This is a genomic window from Niallia laureatilytica (assembly GCF_046613985.1).
In the GTDB taxonomy this organism is placed as follows: Bacteria; Bacillota; Bacilli; order Bacillales; family Cytobacillaceae; genus Niallia.
Window position 1 is genome coordinate 196697 of the sequence record NZ_JBKKHP010000003.1, and the last position, 19651, is coordinate 216347.

The following is a 19651-nucleotide window of genomic DNA, read 5'->3' on the forward strand; positions in this document are numbered from 1 at the left end:
TATGAGTCTTTCTAGTATACTCGCAAACCTAGGCGGCGATGTAAGCGGCAAAATAGATAATATTGAACGAAAAATTAAAAGGTTAAGATCAGCTAAAAATAAAGTGGCGAATGAGCAGGATGCAATGCTCGAAGAAATCAGACAGCTGAAAAAGCCTGATTTAGACAAAAACTGGGTTGGCAAAAGAGCAGATGAGTTTGACGGAAAGCGGGAAGATGTGTATCAGACGATGAGTGATATTGGGAACAGGGAATATGAATATTACCAAAGCTCAATCGAAAATAAAATCAACTTCCTGGAAATAGAAAAAGCCAGTCTCCATGGTATCGGGGTCCTTGTTTCTGAAGCAAACAAACTATTGGACCGCGGAGAAGAAATGGTTGAGGATGTCAAAGGCAAAATATCTGAAATTAGAAGGATGTTGTGATATGGCTACGATTAAACTAAACCATGCAAATGCAATCAGCAAACTAAGCAATGCAGAACAGGCGGTGCACAATCTTGATATGAGCAGTGCACCGACAAGCAAGCTGAAGGATAACAAGCTTGATTTCACTTCAGAATGGAAAGAAAGAGAAGAACGAATCGAGAACTTGATAGAGGAATACAAAAAGATTGTTCTAAAGAATGTGGCCGATACGAAGGATAATATTGATGCATTGAAGGAACAAGATGAAGCGATAACCAGGTAAAGGGTGATGTCAGTGAAGGTATTAGATGGAAATAGCTTACGTGAAACAATGGAAGCAAGAGCTAAACACTATTCATCCATACGGGAACAGTTTGCACAGCTGCGCAAAGCCTTTCAAGACATTGTTGAACTAAATGAATTTGAGGGGCGAGGCGCAGAGGCAATTAAAGGATTTTACAGAGGTCAAATAGAAGTAACAGAAGCATGGCAGCGCCTGATAGACAGGCAAATTGCCTTTTTTGAAGGTGTGCAAGGCAAGCTGGAGGATAAGAACTTAGGCAGCAATACTAGAGTGGAAACTGGCTTTCTTGAAGAAGCGCTGCTTTATAAAGAACGACAGGCAGATGAAATGGTCAGTGAGCAGCGCAAAGCTCTCCAAAATATTTTCGCAGAGATCGAGGATCTGATATCCCTCGATCCTTTTTCTAGAGAGCGGTTCGACAACGAAATGGTAGAAGCTAGAAAGAAAAGGACCGATACACTAGATGCCGTCGGGCAAACCGACCAGGAGTTATTAGAAGAATACCTCTCCTCAGAAGGAGAAGAATTCTACGTGGCAGCCCTTTTCCGCGCCCTCCTTGAAGCTACAAAACAGGGCAGCGATATATCACCAATTCATTTTAACGCAGACGCTTACCTAACAAGCGAAGTGTATCAGCTCAAATCTAAAGCAGAAGCACAAACAGATGCATATCTCAGCTTCAAAAAAGAGGAAAAAGAAGCGAGAGAAATAGCAAACCGGCCATGGTACGAAGATCTATGGGAAGGGACCAAAACATTTGCAGGAGAATTCTCCGGCTATTATGATTATCTTAGGGCAAAAGACGGCGTCGACCCCGTAACAGGAGAAAAGCTTTCAGCCGGTCAGCGCGTCACAGCAGGAGCCATGGCCGCAGCAGGATTTATACCAATAGTCGGCTGGGCAGGACGGGCCATCAAAGGCGGCAAAGGCATTTACTCCGCAACGAAAGCCATCACAGCAGCCGATCACGCTCTCGATGCATACAGAAGTGCCAGCACCTTCTCCGCATTAGAGAAAACAGAAATGGGCCTTTACGGTCTAATCGCAGCAAACGGCCTGTCCGAATACATGACAGGCAATGACATGTTCGGCAACGAACTAACAGACGAGCAAAGGCAAGCAAGCCTTGCCCAAGGCATTTTTGCAGGGCTGCCCTTTGTGCCAACTATGGCGCGGGAAGCGACAAGTATGGGGAAAGGCTGGATTGATGACGTCACACAGCGTATCAGCAGCTCACCCAAACTTGTGACAGAAACCGGAATTGTCCACATCGATGATACTGTAAAAGCAGAAAGTAAGGCAGTGGAGTCTGTTAGCGGGGAAAAGGATAAGGCTTTGAGTTTGTTGTCTGGGCAACAAAGACCACAACTTAAAAATGGGCCAATAAAAACTAAAACTAGTGAATCTATACAAATTATTTTAGAGAAGTATGGTTATTCAGTTGATGAATTTTTGGTTTTATTACATCCAGATAAATTATTAAGTGAAGAAGATTTTCAGAAAGTTAATTTAATTAGAGATGAAATAGGCTTACCGCCAAAAAATACTCCAATGGCAAAAGTAATTCCACAAAGTGATCTATACAATTATCTTTATAATGAAGAATATAGTGGAGTAAGAGGGTTTACTGCTGTGAAGGAGCATACAGAAAAGTTGATAACTTTAGAAGAGAAATTTGAGGGGGCTCGTCTAGATTATAATAATACAGCATTTAAAATAACAAACGGTATTGACGGTATATCAGAGTCTGTTGGAAGTCCAGATAATTTTTTTGGAACAATAGAATATAAGATACTAGAGCCTGAACAGTTATCTATCCCAAGATGGGAGCCTAAACCTGATTCCTATCCGTACACAGGTAGAGGTTTTACAGGAAGCAGAGAAGTTGTTCTTCCAGAATACTACCAACAAGCAAGAAAGTTTGTTGATGGAGATTTGTTGATTATTAGAGATAGCAAAACAGGGGAACCTGTTTTCAAATTTATTTTTGATGAAGAAGTTGGATGGGTTAAAGATAATTAGGGTGGTGTTACATATATGGCGAGATACGCTAGATATAAAAGTGCAAATTATCCTCTAAATATACGTAATAATACGTATAGATTAAAGAGTAATAATAAGGAAAGTGGATTTAAGGTATTAGTGGATTTAGGTGGCAATGTTCATGATAATATATTTATTAAAGAAGTAGACATTGATGAGATTGAGTTAATATTTGAACGAAAATATAAGGTGATATATAAAGGAAAAGAATATGATACTTTTGCAATAGGGGAATTAGTGATAAATGATGGAAAAATTAAATTAGTGAGCAGTGATTCCGAGGATTATCATAATAAAGGGTTCGAGAAACAGGAGCAATTTGTGTTTACGAAAAACGTTAGAATAGAAGACATTGATGCATTAGTAGAAATTATAGAGCCAATTATGGAATTCAACAATTTACCTGTAGAAAGAAAGATAATTCCTAGTACTGAAATAAAGGAGTTTATAGATAACGAACTATTTTAAGGAATTAGGAGAATTATGAGATTTACTATCATATTACAAATGGTAAAAAGATATCGATAGTTAAAAATCGCCAGCTTTTGTTGTCATGTACAATTATAGTTTCTATTTAAAGCAAGTTAATAAAAATAGCCTTCCTTTAGCTCGAAAGGAAGGTACTACTGCTGGTAAGGATATAGAAAATCTTAAGAGAAGTTACTTTAAAAAGTAACAATGCTAAAGCATTATTTTAAAAGGTGTTTCCTTTAAAATAATGCTTTTTATTTATAGGTTGCCTTTTAGAACTTGAGGAATAACAAACGAGGTGAGCGATATTAATGATTATTAGTCAGGTATAGGAAAATAACAGAGGTTAAGGGAAACTATATAAAGGAAATTGTTCCTCCATATAAGAATTACTATGTGTTAGAAAAGAAAAGGGAAATATGGGAGTTTGATTTAGTTATTGTAGAGAGGCAGAATGAGCCTTATCTAAAACAGAAAAAACAATTCAAATCAGAAACAGACACGGCAAAATACTTCTTACTTAATAGATTGTTGGACTACTATTTTGCGAGGTATATCAGTCCGTTTATGAAAGAGCATCCACAATTTAATATCGGCAGGCCAACTGTTAATGAAAATAAATTATGGATTGCGATGTCTTTGGCTGGAATACCTAGCGATATGCTTATACGTGAAAATAATGCTGTTAAGCTAAAACAGCTAGACGAAGCGCAATCGTCTGTAACATATGTTGGCAGTAAAGGAAACACAGTGAGTTCCAGTATACCAATTGATTATTAAAGAGCACTATTTATTACCTTTAAAAGTTTTTTTGCTATATCTATTTGAACAAAATATAAGCAGAATACTGCAGTTAGAAGGAGTAAGTGCTGAAAACTCTGAAGAAGATCTCAATATTTTTCTGGCTTAATTTTAATTGAAGTCTGCTTTGGTACAGGAGATGCAAAGTTTGTATTTGCAAACGCTCTTGAAAGAACGGATACATTCTACTATCAAAAGAGAGTGACCCTGGATGAGATATATTTAATAAGAGAGATAACCGAGCTCTAATCACCATAAATGTTTAATTCCGATAATATATTAATGGAGGAATACAGTTGTGATAAAAAAAGGTTATTATGGAATCTATAAAGGTGAAGAATATAAAGTTACAAAAGATATGGATAATAATATGCATTGAGGATATTTCTAAGATAGACAGTGATTTTGTTGATACATATGGTAGAGGGATTTATAAGAAAAGAATAAACCGAAATGATCTAGCAGAATATAAGGGAAAAACATTTAATGTCAGTCCACGCATAGTAGACGGAAAGGTATTTCTCGGCACAGGTGATGCTAAATTAGCTATGAAATATCAGTTTGATAGGACAGACAAATATTATTATGAGAAATGGTTTCCTCTAGAAGAGGTTATCTTAACAGAGAATCGCAAAGATATAATATTAGAGTAAATGGAAGTTTATAAGAGATACTTTTAAGCATAATTTCATTAGAAGTTATGCTTTTTTCTATTGGGGTATTAATGGAACTATAAAGGATCCTGGCAGCCCGGCGGCCATAATAGGTTGTCTATCTTAGGTCCGTGGCTTTGCGTCTTTTACTTTCGTAAAATTTGCCTTTGCAAGATATTCATATATTCAGGTTTCTTTCTGGTGGAAGCTGTTCTGCTGTTCTTCGAAGATGGAAATGGCTTCCTTTAATAATTGTATGTCTATTTCGATTTCCCTTTTTATAAGAAAATCAGGGCATCTGCTGTGATCGTCTAATAAGCGCGCAAGCTCCCTTTTTACCAGCTGCAAACAAAACCACTTCCTTAATTTGGGGTTGCTGAATCTATTATGACTTATTATAGCCAACTTGAAAAGTATTCATGTCTATTTTGGGAAAAACAGTAAAAAAGATGTTCACCATTTAGCCTTGTATAAACATCATTCGATTCAGGAAATCTAATAAAACCGATAAACTTTAATAAGAGGAGTTCATAATGAAGAAAACATTGGATTGTGCAATTATTGGCGGAGGTATCGCTGGCTTGCAGGCGGCTATTCAGCTTGGCAGGTATAAACATAATGTATTGGTGATTGATTCAGAAAAGGGCAGGTCTACTCTTTGCAGGAGTTATCATAATATCCTTGGCTATCCGGACGGTATCAGCGGTGTCGAGCTGCGTCAGAAGGGAAAGCAGCATGCAGAAAGCCTTGGTGTCGAGTTTCTTGCTGCTGCCGCTACTAAAGTAGAGAAGCAGAGTGACTCTTTTCATATTTATACAGAAGCAGGGGAGTTTGAGGCGAAAAGACTACTGCTCGCAACTGGTATCATTGATAATATTCCGCCATTTCCTGAGCTATATCCTTGTTTAGGTATCAGTGTTTATCTTTGTCCAGATTGTGACGGATATGAGGTTAAGAACAAGAAGACGATTGTTATCGGCAATGGCAAAGTCGGTGCTAATATGGCATTAACATTGACTTATTGGACGCAGGAGCTAGTTTACATTAATCACGGCGGTGAAGCAATTGATGAGGAAGTGCAGAAGAAGCTGGACGAGCATCATATTCCTGTCATAAATAAGCAGATTAAAAAGGTAGAAGCAGAAGGATCCAACTTGAAAGGTTATACATTAGAAGATGGAGAATTTCTTGAAGGAGAACACAGCTTTATTGCATTTGGCGGCAATATTGTTAAGTCAGAACTGGCCAGACAGCTTGGCGTTCAAGTCATGGATAACAACCATATAACGGTTGATGGCAGAACAAAGATGACAAATGTCGAGAATGTTTGGGCTGCTGGAGATGTTGTTGCTCATTCCGAACAAGTGACGATTGCGATGGGGGATGGCTCTCAGGCTGCTATTTGGATACACAAATCTTTATTAAATGAAAAATAACCTCCTGATTTTTCAGGAGGTTTCCTTCGTTTACAAAGAGGCCCTGTAAACACGATAACCAATGAAATTTCCATATGTGTATAAGATTTGCGCATGCTCTGATAGCTTATTTTCCATTTCCATATTTCTTGAAACAGTAAAATCCATTTCCTCTTCTTCGGCTTCCATATTGGCATACATATGGGAGAACACAGTATGAGACAGCTTTATGTCTACATTTGTAAATCCTGCGTTCACTAAGCTGCGCACCCATTCTCCTTCTGTATATACCCTGTCAATACCATACACAGCCCGCATATTGCCTTGTTCTGCTGGTGTCAAATCCCTTTCAGATGTCATTTCCAATGCAAGGACGACACCATTTGGCTTCAGCACTCGCTTTAGCTCACTCAAAGATCTGCGGATATCTGTAAAGATAAGGACAGATTCTACAAGAATAATATCGAAGCTTCCATCAGGAAAAGGAAGCTTTTCAACGCTGCCTTCAAGCAGTCTGATAGGTAAGTTCTCCCTTTGGAAACGGATTGCTGCTCTTTTTATCATTGTTGGATGAAGATCGATGCTTGTGACAGAGCATGGATAATGTTTTTTTATAAAGGCGGAGGTTTGTCCTGTGCCGCAGCCTGCGTCTAAAAGTTGTGTTGTTGATGTTATTCTTTCTTGCTGCAGCAAGTATTTGGTCAAGGAAAGTCCGCCAGGATGGGCACCGTTTACCCCGTAGTAAGCTAGTGCATCTTGATAGGATGGTTTCATCATTATTCCTCCAATAGTCCGAAAGCATTTTGCTTCCTGCTGAAATAAGGAAGCTTTCCAATACTATATGGCACATCTTAAAAATAGGTTCTGGTAATGGGCGGGATTTAGAGAAAGGGATGAGCTATAATGAAAAAAAGAGAGTAGAGAGTGGGAAGTGATTAGATGGCCAAAGGAAAAACAAATGCAATGCGAATTCTGGATGGATTAAACGTCAGTTATAAAATTCACTCGTATGAAAATAAAGATGGAAAAATTGACGGTGTTTCTGTAGCGGACAAGATTGGTGTTGATAATAAGATTGTGTATAAAACACTTGTTGTCCAAGATGGGGGGAAGGAGGTTTATGTTTTTGTTATTCCAGTTGCCGAGGAGCTAGATTTAAAAAAAGCAGCAAAAGCAGTTCATGCTAAAAAGGTTGAAATGGCAGCAGTAAAAGATATTCAAAAGCTTACAGGTTATATTAGAGGCGGTTGCTCACCTGTGGGCATGAAGAAAAAATATACAACAGTGCTTGATAAAGGTGCAGATGGGCTGCCGTCCATTGTTGTCAGCGGAGGAAAAATAGGTCTGCAGATTGAACTGGAAGTTAAGGATTTAATGTCTGCGACAGACGCAGTGCTCGCTGATATTCTGTCATAATGCACCACTTCTTCTTACTGGGCATACCATATGTAAAGACAAAGGCCCAAAGGAGTGCGAATATAATGTATCCCGAATATCCATATTATGATCAAAAGCAAGAAGTGAAAACGATCCCCATTGCCTTTCCCCCGCAGCATCAGAACAGAATGCCAGGCTTTGAATATGAGATGAACCCACTGCCTATTTCAGAAAATCCCAACTATCAAGGCAGCGGCAAGCTCAAGGGGAAAGTGGCAATTATTACAGGCGGCGACAGCGGTATTGGCAGGGCAGCAGCATATGCCTTTGTAAAGGAAGGGGCAAAGGTCGTTATCGTTTACTTAAATGAACACAGAGATGCCCAAGAGACAGAGCAGCGAATTAAACAGCTGGGCGGAGAAAGTTTATTTATTGCAGCAGACCTCAGAGTCGAAGAAAACGCAGCGGTTGTTGCACAAAGGGCAATCCAGCGTTTTGGAAAAATTGATATATTAGTCAATAACCATGCCGTACAATTTGTACAAAAGAGCATTCTTAACATTACAAAGGAACAATTGCTGAATACCTTTGAGACGAATATATTTTCATTCTTTTACTTAATAAAGGCTGTGCTTCCTCATATAAAGGCGGGAAGTTCCATCATTAATACAACTTCTGTCACTGCATATGAGGGAAATAAGGATTTAATTGATTACTCAGCTACAAAGGGTGCAATTCTTACATTGACAAGGTCGTTATCTAAGTCGTTGGCTAAAAAGAAAATCAGGGTGAATGCTGTTGCGCCTGGTCCAATTTGGACACCATTGATTCCGGCAAGCTTTTCTGAAAAGAATGTTATGACTTTCGGAACTGATACACCAATGAAACGGGCCGGCCAGCCGTTTGAGCTTGCGCCTGCTTATGTATACCTGGCGTCTGATGATTCAAGCTACACGACAGGGGAAGTTATTCATATAAACGGCGGGCAAGTCGTAACGACATAAATAATAAACAAAAAGATGAGGCAGTTAATCATGCCTCATCTTTTTTTAAGAGAAAATCTGGATGATCCAGTTCATATAGCTGTCTGTAGCGTTTCTCTTTCAGAAGTTCCGTATGGGTGCCCCTCATTACTATCTGGCCTGCTTCCATAAAGAGAATCTCATCCATATGCTCTACGCCGACTAAATGATGAGTAATCCAGATGACTGATTTTCCCTCTAGAGCGGTAAAGATGGTCTGCAGAAGCTCCTTTTCTGTACGAGGATCTAGGCTTGCATTTGGCTCATCTAAAATGACTACTGGTGTGTCTTTTAAGAGAATTCTCGCAAGTGCGACACGCTGTCTTTCGCCTCCAGAAAAGCGCTGCCCTGTTTCCTGCATAAATGTATCCAGTCCTTCTGGCAGTTTTTGGACTAAATCACCGAGCTGGGCAAGGTTAATTGCCTCATTTAATTCCTTGTCACCAGCATTTTCTGATCCTAACAGCACATTGTTTCTTAGCGTTGTATCAAAAAGATGAGGATTTTGATTTAGTACAGAAATGATTGTTGAAGAGTCCATCTGAACGCAAGCAGTCTTTCCATTATAGGATACTCTTCCAACTTGAGCAGGAATCGCTCCTTGGATTAGCTTTAATAATGTTGATTTTCCAGCACCGCTTCTGCCGATAACTGCAATTCTTTTTCCTTGTGGGATATCCACAGAAACATTTTGAACGGAAGGAATATCAGCTTTTGTGTAGGAATAGGAAACTTGCTCGAGCTTAATGTGAACAGAATCTTCTTTTGCAGCAGTTTCCTGTGCGCTAATTTTTTGTTCAGCACCGTTTTCTATTTTTTTTAGTCTGTTCAAGGAATCCTGATAGCCTGGAATTCTTTCGAATGCCTCGGAAACGACGAGAAGTGCGTCCAGTATAGGTAATGCTACTAAAACTATTGCGGCAATCAATGTAGCTGGTATATGCCCTTGTGCATACTGTTCAGCAGACCAAACAAGCAAAGAAGTGATAACTAATGCAGCAACTGCCTGCTGTGCAAAATTACGCCATCTTGAAAAGCTTGTTAGCCTGCTGTTTACCTGAGCAGCAGAGACTTCATCTTCTTCATAAGAGGAAATAAAGCTGCCAGAGCGCCCGCTGATAACCCAATCTGTGATGCCTAAAACACTGTCAGTCAATCTTTGATATAGCCCGTTCCTTCGCTGTTTATAGTCTGTTTGTTTTTTTCTCATTAAAAAGAGAGAGCAAATCGGAAACACAATAAGCAGCAATGCTAAATATATGGCCATTAAGATCGCAAACGGAATATCAAGAATTCCGATAGAGCAGATGACGATGATATAAAGTACAAAGGCGGCAATTGTAGGGAAAATCGTCCTCAAGTAAATATATTGCAGCTGTTCAATATCTTCAGCCAGCACACCGAGCATATCGCCCATCTTGAAGCGGCTTTTAATGAAAAGTGCCTGTGGCTCTAAAATAAGGTAAAGCTTAATGCGCATTTTCGATAATATACGCAGCACCGCATCATGACCTGCCAGTCTTTCCAGGTAGCTGAACACAGCTCGGCTGATTCCGAATGCCCTCACACCGACGATTGGAATATAAACCATCAGGATGTTTTCAATCGGCATAGCAGATCTGCTGATCAAGAAGCCGGACGTAAAGGTGAGCATTGCTCCTGTACCGAGTGCCAAGATGGCCAATAAGAGAATGATTAGGATTCGTCCAGCGTTTTCTCTCATAAACGGAAATATCCAATTGTCTTCTTTCATGATTAGCAGCTCCTTACTGTGTCAGCAGCTTGTAATAGCTTCCTTTTGCTGTTACAAGCTCTTCATGTGTGCCGTTTTCAACTATTTTACCGTCTTCCATTACGAAAATCTGATCCATGTCCTTCATCCAATGAAGGCGGTGTGTTGCTAAAAAGACAAGCTTATCTTCAAATAATGGAAGCATTGTCTCCTTTAATTCGTACTCTGTTTCAATATCTAAGTGGGACGTAGGTTCGTCTAGCAGCATGACTTTCCGATCGGTTAGGAAGGCCCTAGCTAATGCAATCCGCTGTTCTTGTCCGCCGCTGAGTGTCCTGCCGCCATCACCAAGCATTTCATCGAGTCCATTTGGAAGGGAGCGGTACAATGCTTCCAATCCAGTTGCTCGTAAGGCATTCTCCACGTCCTCATCTTTCGCTTCTGGACAGTAAAACTTAATATTATCTCGCAATGTCATGCTGAAAATATACGGCGACTGTGGGATATAAACCGTTTGTTGTCGCCATTTTTCTTGCATGAGGCTAGGGATAGCTTTATTGTTTAGCAAAATGGTTCCCTCTGTATTTGCAGAGAAACCGCTGAGCAAGTCGATAAGTGTTGATTTCCCTGCGCCACTTTCACCGACAATTCCAACCTTTCTACTGCCATTAATATGGAAGGAAATATCTTTAAGTGTAAACTGTTCACTTTGAGCATGCTGGTAGCCAACATGCTCAAATGAAATGGAAGAAATGTCCTGTATATCTGCATCTTGCCTACTCGAAATATCATCACTTTTCTCATCGAGAATTCCCAAGATGGATGCACCTGCTTCTTTGCCATTTAATGTAGCATGATAGTCAGCTCCAACCATTCTGACTGGCAGAAAGTATTCAGGTGCTAAAATTAAAATCATCAGTGCCGGCAGCAGCATCAAGTTCTCATTGATAAGGCGGACGCCTAAATTAACGGCAACAGAAGCAACAGATAATGAAGTGAAAAAGTCCAGTGCAAAAGAAGATAGGAAAGCGACACGCAGTGTTTTCATTGTCGCAGCCCGATATTGTTCGCTGACTTTAACAATATTGTCACTGTGTTTTTTACTTTTTCCAAGAAACTTAAGTGTTTCCAATCCTCTCAAAGAATCGAGAAAGTGATTGGAAAGAATTCGATATGTTGCGAGCTGTCTGTTCATTTGCCCCTTTGCTGCTAGCCCAACAAGGATAAGAAAACCTATTAAAATTGGCATGGTAATGGTCAGAATGATGCCTGCAATCCAATCCTTCCAATAAACAAACAGTAATATCATTGGCGGAATCACGGCAGTGCTGATCATCCTTGGCAAAATCAGCTCTACATAACCTTTGTATTGGGATATTCCCTCAAGTACAAGTGTTGATATATTTCCGCTCCCTTGTTTTTTCGTATATTTCGGTCCAAGCTGAAACAATTTATTGATAAGACGGGAGCGCAGTTCCCTGCTAGTTTTTTCAGCAAAGCGAGAGGAGATGCTCTGCTGGAAGAGCTGGAGAAGATGGCGAACCAGAAATGCCAACAAGAACAATATGATCGTCTCATATTGTTCTTGAATTTTTTCCCCATTAAATAAAGAGGTGATCGCCTCTGCAAGCCACTTGGCTTGCAGAATAATGGCGGCACCTTGAAAGATTGTTGAAACAGCTAGCAATGCAAGAATCGGCTTGATTCCTTTTGACTTCATTAAGTTTTTATCCATCAGTACTCCAGATGGGACTTTTCTGTAACGCGTTTACGGAATACAATATAGCTCCAAATTTGATACCCTAATACAAAAGGCAGCAAGGTAAGTGCGACAATGGTCATTACCTTTAAGGAATAATGGCCGGAGGCTGCATTGGAAACCGTTAAGCTAAATGTGCTGTTGATCGAGCTGATCATCAGTCTTGGGAATAAGCCGATAAAAATGGATATAAAGGAGAGGGCAATGACAGCACCTGTCATTCCAAATGCCCAGCCGTCCTTTTTCCTAGAAATGAAATATCCGCTCAGAACAAATGCAATAACACCGATTCCGAACAGGAAGGAAAGGATGGTGCCTTGTCTTTCGAAGATATCCGTTTTGATATATGTCATTACAGTAAATGCTGTTAATAAAATACCTAATGGCGGCAGTAGTTTTTGGCCAAGGCTGCGGGCGCGGTCCTGCAAATCGCCGACAGTCCGGATTGTTGTAAACATAAGCCCGTGAACTAGACAAAGCATAAGGACAGTAATGCCGCCTGTTAGTGTGTAAACATTAACAATATCGAAAAAGCCGGCATTAAGCTCCATGTTTTTGTCAATCGGAAGTCCTTGTATAAAGCAGGCAAACACAACCCCAAACAAGAGTGGGGGAAGGAGACTGCCTAAAAATATGCAGATGTCCCATGTCTTTTTCCACAATGGGTGATTTCCTTTTGCTCGGAACTCAAAACCTGTTGCACGAATAATTAAAGCAAGCAGCACGACGACAAGCGGTGTATAAAATCCGCTGAACAATGTTGCATACCAATGAGGGAAGGCAGCGAATAGCGCTCCTCCTGCTGTTATCAGCCAAACCTCATTTGCGTCCCAGAATGGGCCGATTGTGTTAATGAGAATTCGTCTTTCCATATCATTTCTGGCAATTAACTGTGTGGACATGCCGACACCGAAATCAAATCCTTCTAGAAAGAAGAACCCGATGAATAAGACAGCAACTAAGATAAACCAAAGTACACCTAGATCAAACATGGAAACCCTCCTTTGCAAATGGGTCATTGTTGATTTTTTGCTCTTTTGCGTCCATTTTGTACGGGCCTTTTTTGATTACCTTCACATAAAGGAAAATCATGATTACAGCCAGTATTGCATAGACGGTGCAGAACGTGATGATGGAAAATAAGACTTGGCCTGCACTGACACTTGGACTTATACTGTCTGCTGTTTGCATAAGACCGAAAACTGTCCATGGCTGCCTTCCTATTTCTGTCATAATCCATCCTGAAGTATTGGCTATAAATGGCAAGGATATACCTGCCACCATAAAACGGTAGAACCACTTATTTGGTTTAGAAACAAGTTTCTTTTTCCAGGCCAAGTAAACACCGTAAATGCCTAACACAAACATGGCAACTCCAGCAGCAACCATGATGCGGAAGCTCCAAAACGTTGTTTTAACAGGAGGAATATAATCTCCTTCCCCGTATTTTTGCGTATACTCTTCTTGAAGCTCATTCATCCCTTTTACGCTGCCGTCCAAAGTATTGTAGGAAAGAATGCTGAGCAGATAAGGTATTTTAATTTCACCTGTGTTTTCCTTTTTGTCGACATTAATAAAAGCAGAAACAGTCCATGATGCCGGATCATCGCTATGTTCCCAAAGACCTTCACTCGCTGCCATTTTCATTGGCTGTGTTTTCACCAAATATTGAGCTTGTGCGTGACCTGCGACCATTGTCAAAAATGTCGAAATTAACGCAACTGCAATCCCAATTTGGAACGATTTTTTGAAGAAAGAAACATCTTGTTTTTTTAATAGTTTAATTGCGCTTATCCCTGTAACGAGGAAAGCTCCTGTTGCCAAAGCCCCGAGAACAGTATGGGGAATTTCAACAAGTGCCTGCCCGTTTGTAAGAAGTGCCAAAAAGTCATTCATTTCTGCTCTGCCATTGTTGATTTCATAACCGACAGGATGCTGCATAAAGCTGTTTGCCACAAGAATAAAGAAGGCAGACATAATCGTACCGAAAGATGTCAGCCAAATGCAGGCAAGGTGAACCTTCTTGGATAACCGATCCCAGCCGAAAATCCAGAGCCCGATGAAGGTGGATTCTAAAAAGAAGGCAAGCAATGCCTCAATCGCAAGGGGAGCACCGAAAACATCTCCTACAAAGCGGGAGTAGTTCGACCAGTTCATACCAAACTGGAATTCTTGAAGTATCCCTGTAACGATTCCGATGACAAAATTAATAAGAAATAACTTTCCCCAAAATTTTGCCATTCTTTTATACTCTTCATTTCCGCTTTTAACGTACATCGTTTCCATAATAGCAATCATGAATACTAAGCCGATGGAAATTGGCACGAAGAAGAAATGAAAGATGGTGGTGGAAGCAAATTGCAAACGTGATAAAAACACCATATCCATGTGTTTTTCCTCCTTGTTCTTAAAAATGTGAATTTGTGAACATGATAATTAAAATTGCGATAAATATCGTTGACTAACCAGTGAAAAAGAAAAAAACATTTGGAATCAGTAGCATGTTAGAGCAGCAACCTGAATGTGTTTTTTAGTCTCTTTACTCTTTAAAAAAGCTGCTGTACAGTTGTTTGTGCCTCTATCGTCTCCTTTTCCAAATGATAGCTATATCATAATGAAAAAGGATAATTCTGCGTTATAAATCACAAAGTGTTTGAAAAATGTTCACAATATTAGTTCACAAATATGACAAAAATACCCTGTTGAAGAAGAGTGGAAGCACTACAAAGCGGGGTGTTATTAAAATTGGTGGATACATGGTATCATAAAGATATTGGCTACAAGATTAAATTTTTTTTAGGAAGGTTGGAAGCGCTAAACTTTACTAGTGTTACTCCTTCCGCAAATAAATAAAAAGGGTGTTCAAAGAATGGTAAAATGTATTGCGATAGACATGGATGGCACGCTGCTGACATCAACTCAGCAAATAACAACGGAAAACCGTGAGGCGATTAAACTCGCACAGGAGAGCGGAGTGGAGGTCGTGATTGCAACAGGTCGTGCTTATGAAGAAGCAGGCGATTTGCTGAAGGATGCAGGTATTATCACACCGATGATTTGTGCAAATGGAGCGGAAATCCGCACAAGCGCACATGAAATTATCCATACAAATCCACTAAGCAAGGAACTTGCAAAGGAAGTTGCGGAAATTCTGCATAGCAATCAAGTTTATTATGAAGTTTACACAAATAGAGGAACATACACTTTGGATAAGACAATGGCCAGATCGTTGATTATGGACATTTTTACTGTAAATGGGCATATAAAAGACATGGAAGAAATTAAGCAGGCTGCAGAGGAGCGTTTGCAGGAGGTTAATCAGCTGGACAGTTATGCTGTACTGTTTGAGGATGAAGACCAGATTATTTACAAGCTGCTGGCATTCCACTTTGAACCAGTCACATTAAATAAGGTAAGAGAAGAATTAAAGCAAATTTCAAAGCTTGCAGTCAGTGCATCAGGCAAGGAAAATATGGAAATAACAGCAGTGGAAGCTCAAAAGGGCATTGCTTTAGAGGAGTTTGTACAGTCAAGAGGAATTTCGCTACAGGACACAATGGCAATCGGCGACAACTATAATGATTTGTCCATGATGCTGAAGGTTGGACGAGCAGTGGCAATGGGAAATGCTGATGATGAAATTAAAAGACAGTGCCACTTTGTGACAGCAACAAACGAAGAAAGCGGTGTTGGCAAAGCGATTAAGCTTGCTCTAGAGGCATGATGAAAACTTACATATATGAAAATCCCCTGTTGGCCAAGTGGCTACAGGGGATTTTTTTGTGAATGTACCTTTTAAGGGGCAAGGCCGGCTAATATGAATTCAAGCGTTCTTTCGATTTCAGCTTCATCATCCCAATTAAAATCAGGGATGATGAGGTGCCGGGCAATGAAATATCCAATGATAGAAGTGACTGTTAGACGTACGGCAGAAAGGCTGGGCATTTCTTTTACTTCGCCCTTCTTCTGATAGAAATCCATGATTTCCTGCAACCGCTTGAACACCTTTGAGGCAATTTGTTCAATGAAAATTTCTCTTAAATCTTGATGAAAGGGAATTTCTTGTATGAGAATTTTAAAAAGTGCTTCATTCTTTTGCAGAAATTCCATCCGGTTTTTGACGACCGCTCGAAGAAAATCCTCAAAGCTGTGATGTTCTGCATCCAATACTTTATTAAAATCCTTTAGCACAACTGGTGCAATCAGCTTTGAAAGCATAGGAGAAAGAAGCTTTAGCAGTAAGTCTTTTTTTGTTTTGTAATGACGGAAGATTGTTCCTTCGGCGACGCCAGCTTTTTTGGCAATTTCGCTCGTGGAAGTTGCTGCAAACCCTTTTTCGGAAAAGGCTTCAATTGCTGCTGCGATTATTTGTTTTTGCTTTTCTGTCACATTATCTTCATCTTTAAGAATGAAGTCTAATATGGATTCTTGATTACTCATGAGACGCTCCTTTAATTGCAGGATCTTTCTCCTATTGTACAATGAAAAATGCAGAAAACCTATTTAGAAATAACTTTGCCTAGTATGTTATATACTTCGATGCCGCTTTAATGCTGCTATATTGATTAGTACAAAAAGGGTGGAAAAGGCGAGCAAAACGAGAATCGGGCCACCGATTTCTGTTAAATCCTTTCCTCTAATCATAACATCCTTCATGGCATTGCCAGCATAGTACAATGGCGTAAAAACAGAAATCCAGCTGATGGATCGAGAGATAGTCTCTAAAGGAAACAATCCTGAAAAAAACACTTGTGGTACCACAATAATTGGAATAAACTGAATCATTTGCAGCTCATTTTTAGCAAAGGTAGACAATAAAATGCCAAGTGTCAGTGCTGTTAAGGACAGGATAAGTGTAATCAGCAAAACAAGAAATACAGAGCCTTCATTTATCATCCCTAGAATATATACTGCAAATAAAACAATAATCGCAGATTGAAGCATGGTGAATAATCCAAAGCCAATTACGTAAGAGAGAACTAGTTCCCATCTTCTAATTGGGCTAGAGAAAAGTCTTTCTAATGTACCGGATGTCCTTTCTCTCAAAAAGGAAACGCCTGCGACAAGAAAGACAAAAAAGAAGGCAAAAAAACCAAGTAGAATGGGACCAAAGGAGTCAAATTGGCTCATTTCTTCTTCACCATACAAAGTATCTATCCTCATATTAGGAACATCTGTCCCAGCAGGAAGGGCTGACTGAACCGCTTCAAGTACAGATTTACTTATACTTGGATCACTGCCTTCCACCATAATGCTAAGGTCCTTGCCAATAAGAAGATAACCGTCTATCTTGCCTGCAGCCAGGTCAGTGAGCGCAGATTTTTCTGTTTTATAAAGGGTTGTGGAATCATTGGTAAAGGCATTTTCTATGTTGCTCGGAGGATTAATGAGCCCAATTGTAGGTTCATAGCCATCACCGTTAAAAACAAGATGAACCATTGTTAAAATAAAAATTGGTGCAACTATCATCATAGCGACTGTTCTTTTATCCCGATAAAATTGCTGTAAGATACGGATGACTAATGCTCTAATTCTCATCGTTAACCCCTCCAAAATATAAGAAAGCTTCCTCCATTGTTCGGGCATTACAGCGGGCCATCAGTTCATCTGGAGATCCTAATGCGATGATTCTGCCGTTGCGAATCATACCCAGTCTGTCACATTTTTCGGCTTCATCCATCACATGTGTTGTCACAATGATAGAAGTGCCTGAGTCTTTAAGACTGCGGAATGTTTCCCAAATGCTTTTACGGAGAACAGGATCTATGCCAACGGTTGGTTCGTCTAAAATAAGAAGTTGTGGTTTATTTAACAGAGCGATGCAAATAGACAATCTCCGTTTCATACCGCCTGAATACTGAGAAACTGTTTTATGGAGATGTTCTGTTAAGTTAACAAGATGAGCAGCCTCTTCAATCCGCTCCTTTCTTTGAGCCTTTTTCAACCCATAAAGCCTCGCAAAAAACTGGAGATTCTCAAGTGCTGTTAAATCATGATATAGGGCATCAGCTTGCGTCATATAGCCAATTTTCTCCATGGTTTTGAGGTTAGGCATGGCTGTCTCAAGTGCTGTTACACTTCCACTGCTTGGTGTTTCAAGGCCAATCATTGCTTTTACAAGTGTTGTTTTCCCAGCACCTGAAGGTCCAAGCAGACCTAATATTTCTCCTTGCTGCACCTCTAGATTAATATTTTCTAATACAGGACGCTTGCCAAAAGCTTTGGAGAGTTTATGAATAGCTACAACTGGTTTTTCTGCCATAATGACTCCTCCTGTCTTTTAATGAGTGATTACTCACTTTAATAATAAAATCTATAAAAGATAATGTAAAGTGAGTAATCACTCATTTTTATAATTTGTGACTATTGCTGCTTTTTTAAATAAGCTTGGCAATAAAATAGAGTCTTTTATGAAAATCGGTTATACTTATAAAAAGTATTTCAAATAATAGCTAGATTAATAGATAGAATATAATATGAGGTGGAAATATGGCAGACTTTCGTGCAAGTGTCATCATAACAGAACCAGTAGATGTTGTTTTTGCCTACTTTGCCAATATGAGCTACGCACCGGAGTACATGAGTAATGTTGAGGAAACGGAGAAGCTGACAGATGGCCCTATCGGGGTTGGAACTAAATTTAGAGAACTAAGAAAAGTGCGTGGAAAAAACGCAACAGCTGAAATAGAGTATCTTTCTTATGAAAAAAATGTTGGATTTAAACGGAGAAGCAATTCAAATGGATTGCTGGTAGATTATGATTACAGATTCGCAGAAATCCAAGAAGGCACACAAGTAGAATTTGAAGGAAAGGTCCATGTGAAGGGCTTGATGATGAGGCTGACGAAAAGAGTGCTGGTTAATATTATCAAGACAGAAGACGGCGATCATGTCCAACGGGCAAAGGAATTACTTGAACGAGAAGAAACAAGCTTGGAGCTTAATAGAGAATATTAAAAAAAGGATGCGGTCGCATCCTTTTTTTATTTGAATTTATATGTCCATAATTTTTCTGTGTACAGTCTTTCCAGCACAGCAGGATCTTGGTTATTCAATCCCTCTTGCAAGGACAAGGCATACATCTGTGTTTGGGAACGATGTGCTGCGATCGTTGCTATTTTCTTCTCTGCAAAATTTTGAACGTCAACGTGAACATCTGGTTCACCTAAGTCTTCTATGCAGTTGCGGGAAAAAGCAAGACATTGGAGCTTAGGCCTTTTTGATGGCTCTATTTTCTCTAATGTTCTTACAACTCCTTCTGCCGTGGCATCATGGTCCGGATGAACCGAATATCCAGGGTAGAACGAGATGATTAACGATGGATTAAGCTCTTCAATCAATGCTGTGAATTCATTGACAAGAACAGAGTCATCCAAAAATTCTATCGTTTTGTCTCTGTAGCCTAACATTCTTAAATCTTCAAGGCCAAGTACTCTTGCTGCTTCTTGAAGTTCTTCTCTCCTGACATCCGGAAGTGTTTCTCTTGTTGCAAATGGAGGACTTCCAAGATTCCTGCCCATTTGTCCCAGAGTTAAGCATGCATAAGTGACAGGCGTGCCGTCATGAATATACTTTGCTATTGTTCCAGAAACACTAAAAGCTTCATCATCTGGATGGGGAAAGATGACTAAAACATGTCTTTCTTTTTCCAATGTTATTTCCTCC

Annotated in this window: 21 protein-coding genes and 1 riboswitch; of the genes, 11 read left to right on the top strand and 10 right to left on the bottom strand. The window is 39.8% G+C overall.

Annotation, left to right across the window (positions count from 1 at the left end):
- The first annotated feature begins 1 nt into the window (after position 1).
- The 6 genes from ACLIJJ_RS10635 (at position 2) to ACLIJJ_RS10660 (ending at position 4681) form a co-directional block, all read left to right on the top strand.
- Positions 2-427, top strand: coding sequence for a YwqH-like family protein (locus ACLIJJ_RS10635; RefSeq protein WP_233315990.1), 426 nt, complete (start codon positions 2-4; stop codon positions 425-427).
- A gap of 1 nt (position 428) precedes the next feature.
- A complete protein-coding gene (locus ACLIJJ_RS10640; RefSeq protein WP_233315989.1) occupies positions 429-692 on the top strand; it encodes a YwqI/YxiC family protein in 264 nt (87 codons plus the stop codon).
- A gap of 6 nt (positions 693-698) precedes the next feature.
- The gene (locus tag ACLIJJ_RS10645; RefSeq protein ID WP_411410862.1) at positions 699-2735 is read left to right on the top strand and encodes a ribonuclease YeeF family protein; all 2037 of its coding nucleotides are present in this window, start codon (positions 699-701) and stop codon (positions 2733-2735) included.
- 15 nt (positions 2736-2750) lie between these two features.
- Positions 2751-3224, top strand: coding sequence for a hypothetical protein (locus ACLIJJ_RS10650; protein WP_411410863.1), 474 nt, complete (start codon positions 2751-2753; stop codon positions 3222-3224).
- A gap of 399 nt (positions 3225-3623) precedes the next feature.
- Positions 3624-4007, top strand: a complete 384-nt coding sequence (locus ACLIJJ_RS10655; protein ID WP_411410864.1) for a hypothetical protein — start codon at positions 3624-3626, stop codon at positions 4005-4007.
- 338 nt (positions 4008-4345) lie between these two features.
- Positions 4346-4681, top strand: a complete 336-nt coding sequence (locus ACLIJJ_RS10660; protein ID WP_411410865.1) for a hypothetical protein — start codon at positions 4346-4348, stop codon at positions 4679-4681.
- Between the two features lie 88 nt (positions 4682-4769).
- Positions 4770-4857: riboswitch (cyclic di-GMP riboswitch) on the bottom strand.
- Between the two features lie 10 nt (positions 4858-4867).
- Here the strand turns inward: ACLIJJ_RS10660 and ACLIJJ_RS10665 are convergent.
- The gene (locus tag ACLIJJ_RS10665) at positions 4868-5029 is read right to left on the bottom strand and encodes a hypothetical protein (protein WP_233315985.1); all 162 of its coding nucleotides are present in this window, start codon (positions 5027-5029) and stop codon (positions 4868-4870) included.
- 185 nt (positions 5030-5214) lie between these two features.
- Here ACLIJJ_RS10665 and ACLIJJ_RS10670 point away from each other — a divergent pair, with 185 nt between their 5' ends.
- On the top strand, positions 5215-6117 hold the full coding sequence (locus tag ACLIJJ_RS10670; protein WP_233315984.1) for an NAD(P)/FAD-dependent oxidoreductase: 903 nt from the start codon (positions 5215-5217) through the stop codon (positions 6115-6117).
- Positions 6118-6147: 30 nt separating this feature from the next.
- On the opposite strand, the gene ACLIJJ_RS10675 is transcribed toward ACLIJJ_RS10670, so the two are convergent.
- A complete protein-coding gene (locus ACLIJJ_RS10675; RefSeq protein WP_251646885.1) occupies positions 6148-6873 on the bottom strand; it encodes a class I SAM-dependent methyltransferase in 726 nt (241 codons plus the stop codon).
- Positions 6874-7035: 162 nt separating this feature from the next.
- On the opposite strand from ACLIJJ_RS10675, the gene ybaK reads away from it, so the two are divergent.
- Together ybaK and ACLIJJ_RS10685 are read left to right on the top strand one after the other, a co-directional pair.
- A complete protein-coding gene (gene ybaK, locus ACLIJJ_RS10680) occupies positions 7036-7512 on the top strand; it encodes a Cys-tRNA(Pro) deacylase (RefSeq protein ID WP_233315982.1) in 477 nt (158 codons plus the stop codon).
- Positions 7513-7577: 65 nt separating this feature from the next.
- Entirely contained in the window at positions 7578-8477 is a 900-nt protein-coding gene (locus tag ACLIJJ_RS10685) for an SDR family oxidoreductase (protein WP_411410866.1), read from the top strand.
- Positions 8478-8505: 28 nt separating this feature from the next.
- Here the strand turns inward: ACLIJJ_RS10685 and cydC are convergent, their stop codons facing one another.
- Genes cydC through ACLIJJ_RS10705 form a run of 4 tightly spaced genes read right to left on the bottom strand, consistent with a single transcriptional unit; the run spans position 8506 to position 14374 of the window.
- Positions 8506-10248 carry a thiol reductant ABC exporter subunit CydC gene (cydC, locus tag ACLIJJ_RS10690; RefSeq protein ID WP_411410867.1) on the bottom strand — a complete coding sequence of 581 codons (1743 nt, stop codon included), beginning with the start codon at positions 10246-10248 and terminating at the stop codon, positions 8506-8508.
- Between the two features lie 13 nt (positions 10249-10261).
- A complete protein-coding gene (gene cydD, locus ACLIJJ_RS10695; RefSeq protein ID WP_411410868.1) occupies positions 10262-11962 on the bottom strand; it encodes a thiol reductant ABC exporter subunit CydD in 1701 nt (566 codons plus the stop codon).
- Positions 11962-12978: a cytochrome d ubiquinol oxidase subunit II gene (cydB, locus tag ACLIJJ_RS10700; protein ID WP_233315978.1), complete on the bottom strand. Its 1017-nt coding sequence runs from the start codon at positions 12976-12978 to the stop codon at positions 11962-11964. Before cydB ends, cydD begins: the two co-directional genes overlap by 1 nt.
- Positions 12971-14374: a cytochrome ubiquinol oxidase subunit I gene (locus ACLIJJ_RS10705; protein WP_233315977.1), complete on the bottom strand. Its 1404-nt coding sequence runs from the start codon at positions 14372-14374 to the stop codon at positions 12971-12973. Before ACLIJJ_RS10705 ends, cydB begins: the two co-directional genes overlap by 8 nt.
- 481 nt (positions 14375-14855) lie before the next feature.
- Here ACLIJJ_RS10705 and ACLIJJ_RS10710 point away from each other — a divergent pair, with 481 nt between their 5' ends.
- Positions 14856-15710, top strand: a complete 855-nt coding sequence (locus ACLIJJ_RS10710; RefSeq protein WP_233315976.1) for a Cof-type HAD-IIB family hydrolase — start codon at positions 14856-14858, stop codon at positions 15708-15710.
- Positions 15711-15781: 71 nt separating this feature from the next.
- Here ACLIJJ_RS10710 and ACLIJJ_RS10715 read toward each other — a convergent pair whose 3' ends face one another.
- From ACLIJJ_RS10715 to ACLIJJ_RS10725, 3 genes are all read right to left on the bottom strand, one after another.
- Complete coding sequence (locus tag ACLIJJ_RS10715) at positions 15782-16426, bottom strand: TetR/AcrR family transcriptional regulator (protein ID WP_233315975.1); 645 nt, start codon at positions 16424-16426, stop codon at positions 15782-15784.
- 87 nt (positions 16427-16513) lie between these two features.
- Positions 16514-17524 carry an ABC transporter permease gene (locus ACLIJJ_RS10720; protein ID WP_411410869.1) on the bottom strand — a complete coding sequence of 337 codons (1011 nt, stop codon included), beginning with the start codon at positions 17522-17524 and terminating at the stop codon, positions 16514-16516.
- Positions 17514-18248, bottom strand: coding sequence for an ABC transporter ATP-binding protein (locus ACLIJJ_RS10725; protein WP_411410870.1), 735 nt, complete (start codon positions 18246-18248; stop codon positions 17514-17516). Before ACLIJJ_RS10725 ends, ACLIJJ_RS10720 begins: the two co-directional genes overlap by 11 nt.
- A gap of 227 nt (positions 18249-18475) precedes the next feature.
- Between ACLIJJ_RS10725 and ACLIJJ_RS10730 the strand changes: the two genes are divergently transcribed.
- A complete protein-coding gene (locus ACLIJJ_RS10730) occupies positions 18476-18943 on the top strand; it encodes an SRPBCC family protein (RefSeq protein ID WP_233315972.1) in 468 nt (155 codons plus the stop codon).
- A 26-nt stretch (positions 18944-18969) separates the two neighbouring features.
- Here the strand turns inward: ACLIJJ_RS10730 and bshB2 are convergent, their stop codons facing one another.
- The gene (gene bshB2, locus ACLIJJ_RS10735) at positions 18970-19638 is read right to left on the bottom strand and encodes a bacillithiol biosynthesis deacetylase BshB2 (protein ID WP_233315971.1); all 669 of its coding nucleotides are present in this window, start codon (positions 19636-19638) and stop codon (positions 18970-18972) included.
- Between the last annotated feature and the right edge of the window lie 13 nt (positions 19639-19651).

Coding starts and splice junctions, on each gene's coding strand:
- ACLIJJ_RS10635 (WP_233315990.1), top strand. CDS start 2: ATGAGTCTTTCTAGTATACTCGCAAACCTAGGCGGCGATGTAAGCGGC.
- ACLIJJ_RS10640 (WP_233315989.1), top strand. CDS start 429: ATGGCTACGATTAAACTAAACCATGCAAATGCAATCAGCAAACTAAGC.
- ACLIJJ_RS10645 (WP_411410862.1), top strand. CDS start 699: ATGTCAGTGAAGGTATTAGATGGAAATAGCTTACGTGAAACAATGGAA.
- ACLIJJ_RS10650 (WP_411410863.1), top strand. CDS start 2,751: ATGGCGAGATACGCTAGATATAAAAGTGCAAATTATCCTCTAAATATA.
- ACLIJJ_RS10660 (WP_411410865.1), top strand. CDS start 4,346: ATGGAATCTATAAAGGTGAAGAATATAAAGTTACAAAAGATATGGATA.
- ACLIJJ_RS10670 (WP_233315984.1), top strand. CDS start 5,215: ATGAAGAAAACATTGGATTGTGCAATTATTGGCGGAGGTATCGCTGGC.
- ACLIJJ_RS10675 (WP_251646885.1), bottom strand. CDS start 6,873: ATGATGAAACCATCCTATCAAGATGCACTAGCTTACTACGGGGTAAAC.
- ybaK (WP_233315982.1), top strand. CDS start 7,036: ATGGCCAAAGGAAAAACAAATGCAATGCGAATTCTGGATGGATTAAAC.
- ACLIJJ_RS10685 (WP_411410866.1), top strand. CDS start 7,578: ATGTATCCCGAATATCCATATTATGATCAAAAGCAAGAAGTGAAAACG.
- cydC (WP_411410867.1), bottom strand. CDS start 10,248: ATGAAAGAAGACAATTGGATATTTCCGTTTATGAGAGAAAACGCTGGA.
- cydD (WP_411410868.1), bottom strand. CDS start 11,962: ATGGATAAAAACTTAATGAAGTCAAAAGGAATCAAGCCGATTCTTGCA.
- cydB (WP_233315978.1), bottom strand. CDS start 12,978: ATGTTTGATCTAGGTGTACTTTGGTTTATCTTAGTTGCTGTCTTATTC.
- ACLIJJ_RS10705 (WP_233315977.1), bottom strand. CDS start 14,374: ATGGATATGGTGTTTTTATCACGTTTGCAATTTGCTTCCACCACCATC.
- ACLIJJ_RS10710 (WP_233315976.1), top strand. CDS start 14,856: ATGGTAAAATGTATTGCGATAGACATGGATGGCACGCTGCTGACATCA.
- ACLIJJ_RS10715 (WP_233315975.1), bottom strand. CDS start 16,426: ATGAGTAATCAAGAATCCATATTAGACTTCATTCTTAAAGATGAAGAT.
- ACLIJJ_RS10720 (WP_411410869.1), bottom strand. CDS start 17,524: ATGAGAATTAGAGCATTAGTCATCCGTATCTTACAGCAATTTTATCGG.
- ACLIJJ_RS10725 (WP_411410870.1), bottom strand. CDS start 18,248: ATGGCAGAAAAACCAGTTGTAGCTATTCATAAACTCTCCAAAGCTTTT.
- ACLIJJ_RS10730 (WP_233315972.1), top strand. CDS start 18,476: ATGGCAGACTTTCGTGCAAGTGTCATCATAACAGAACCAGTAGATGTT.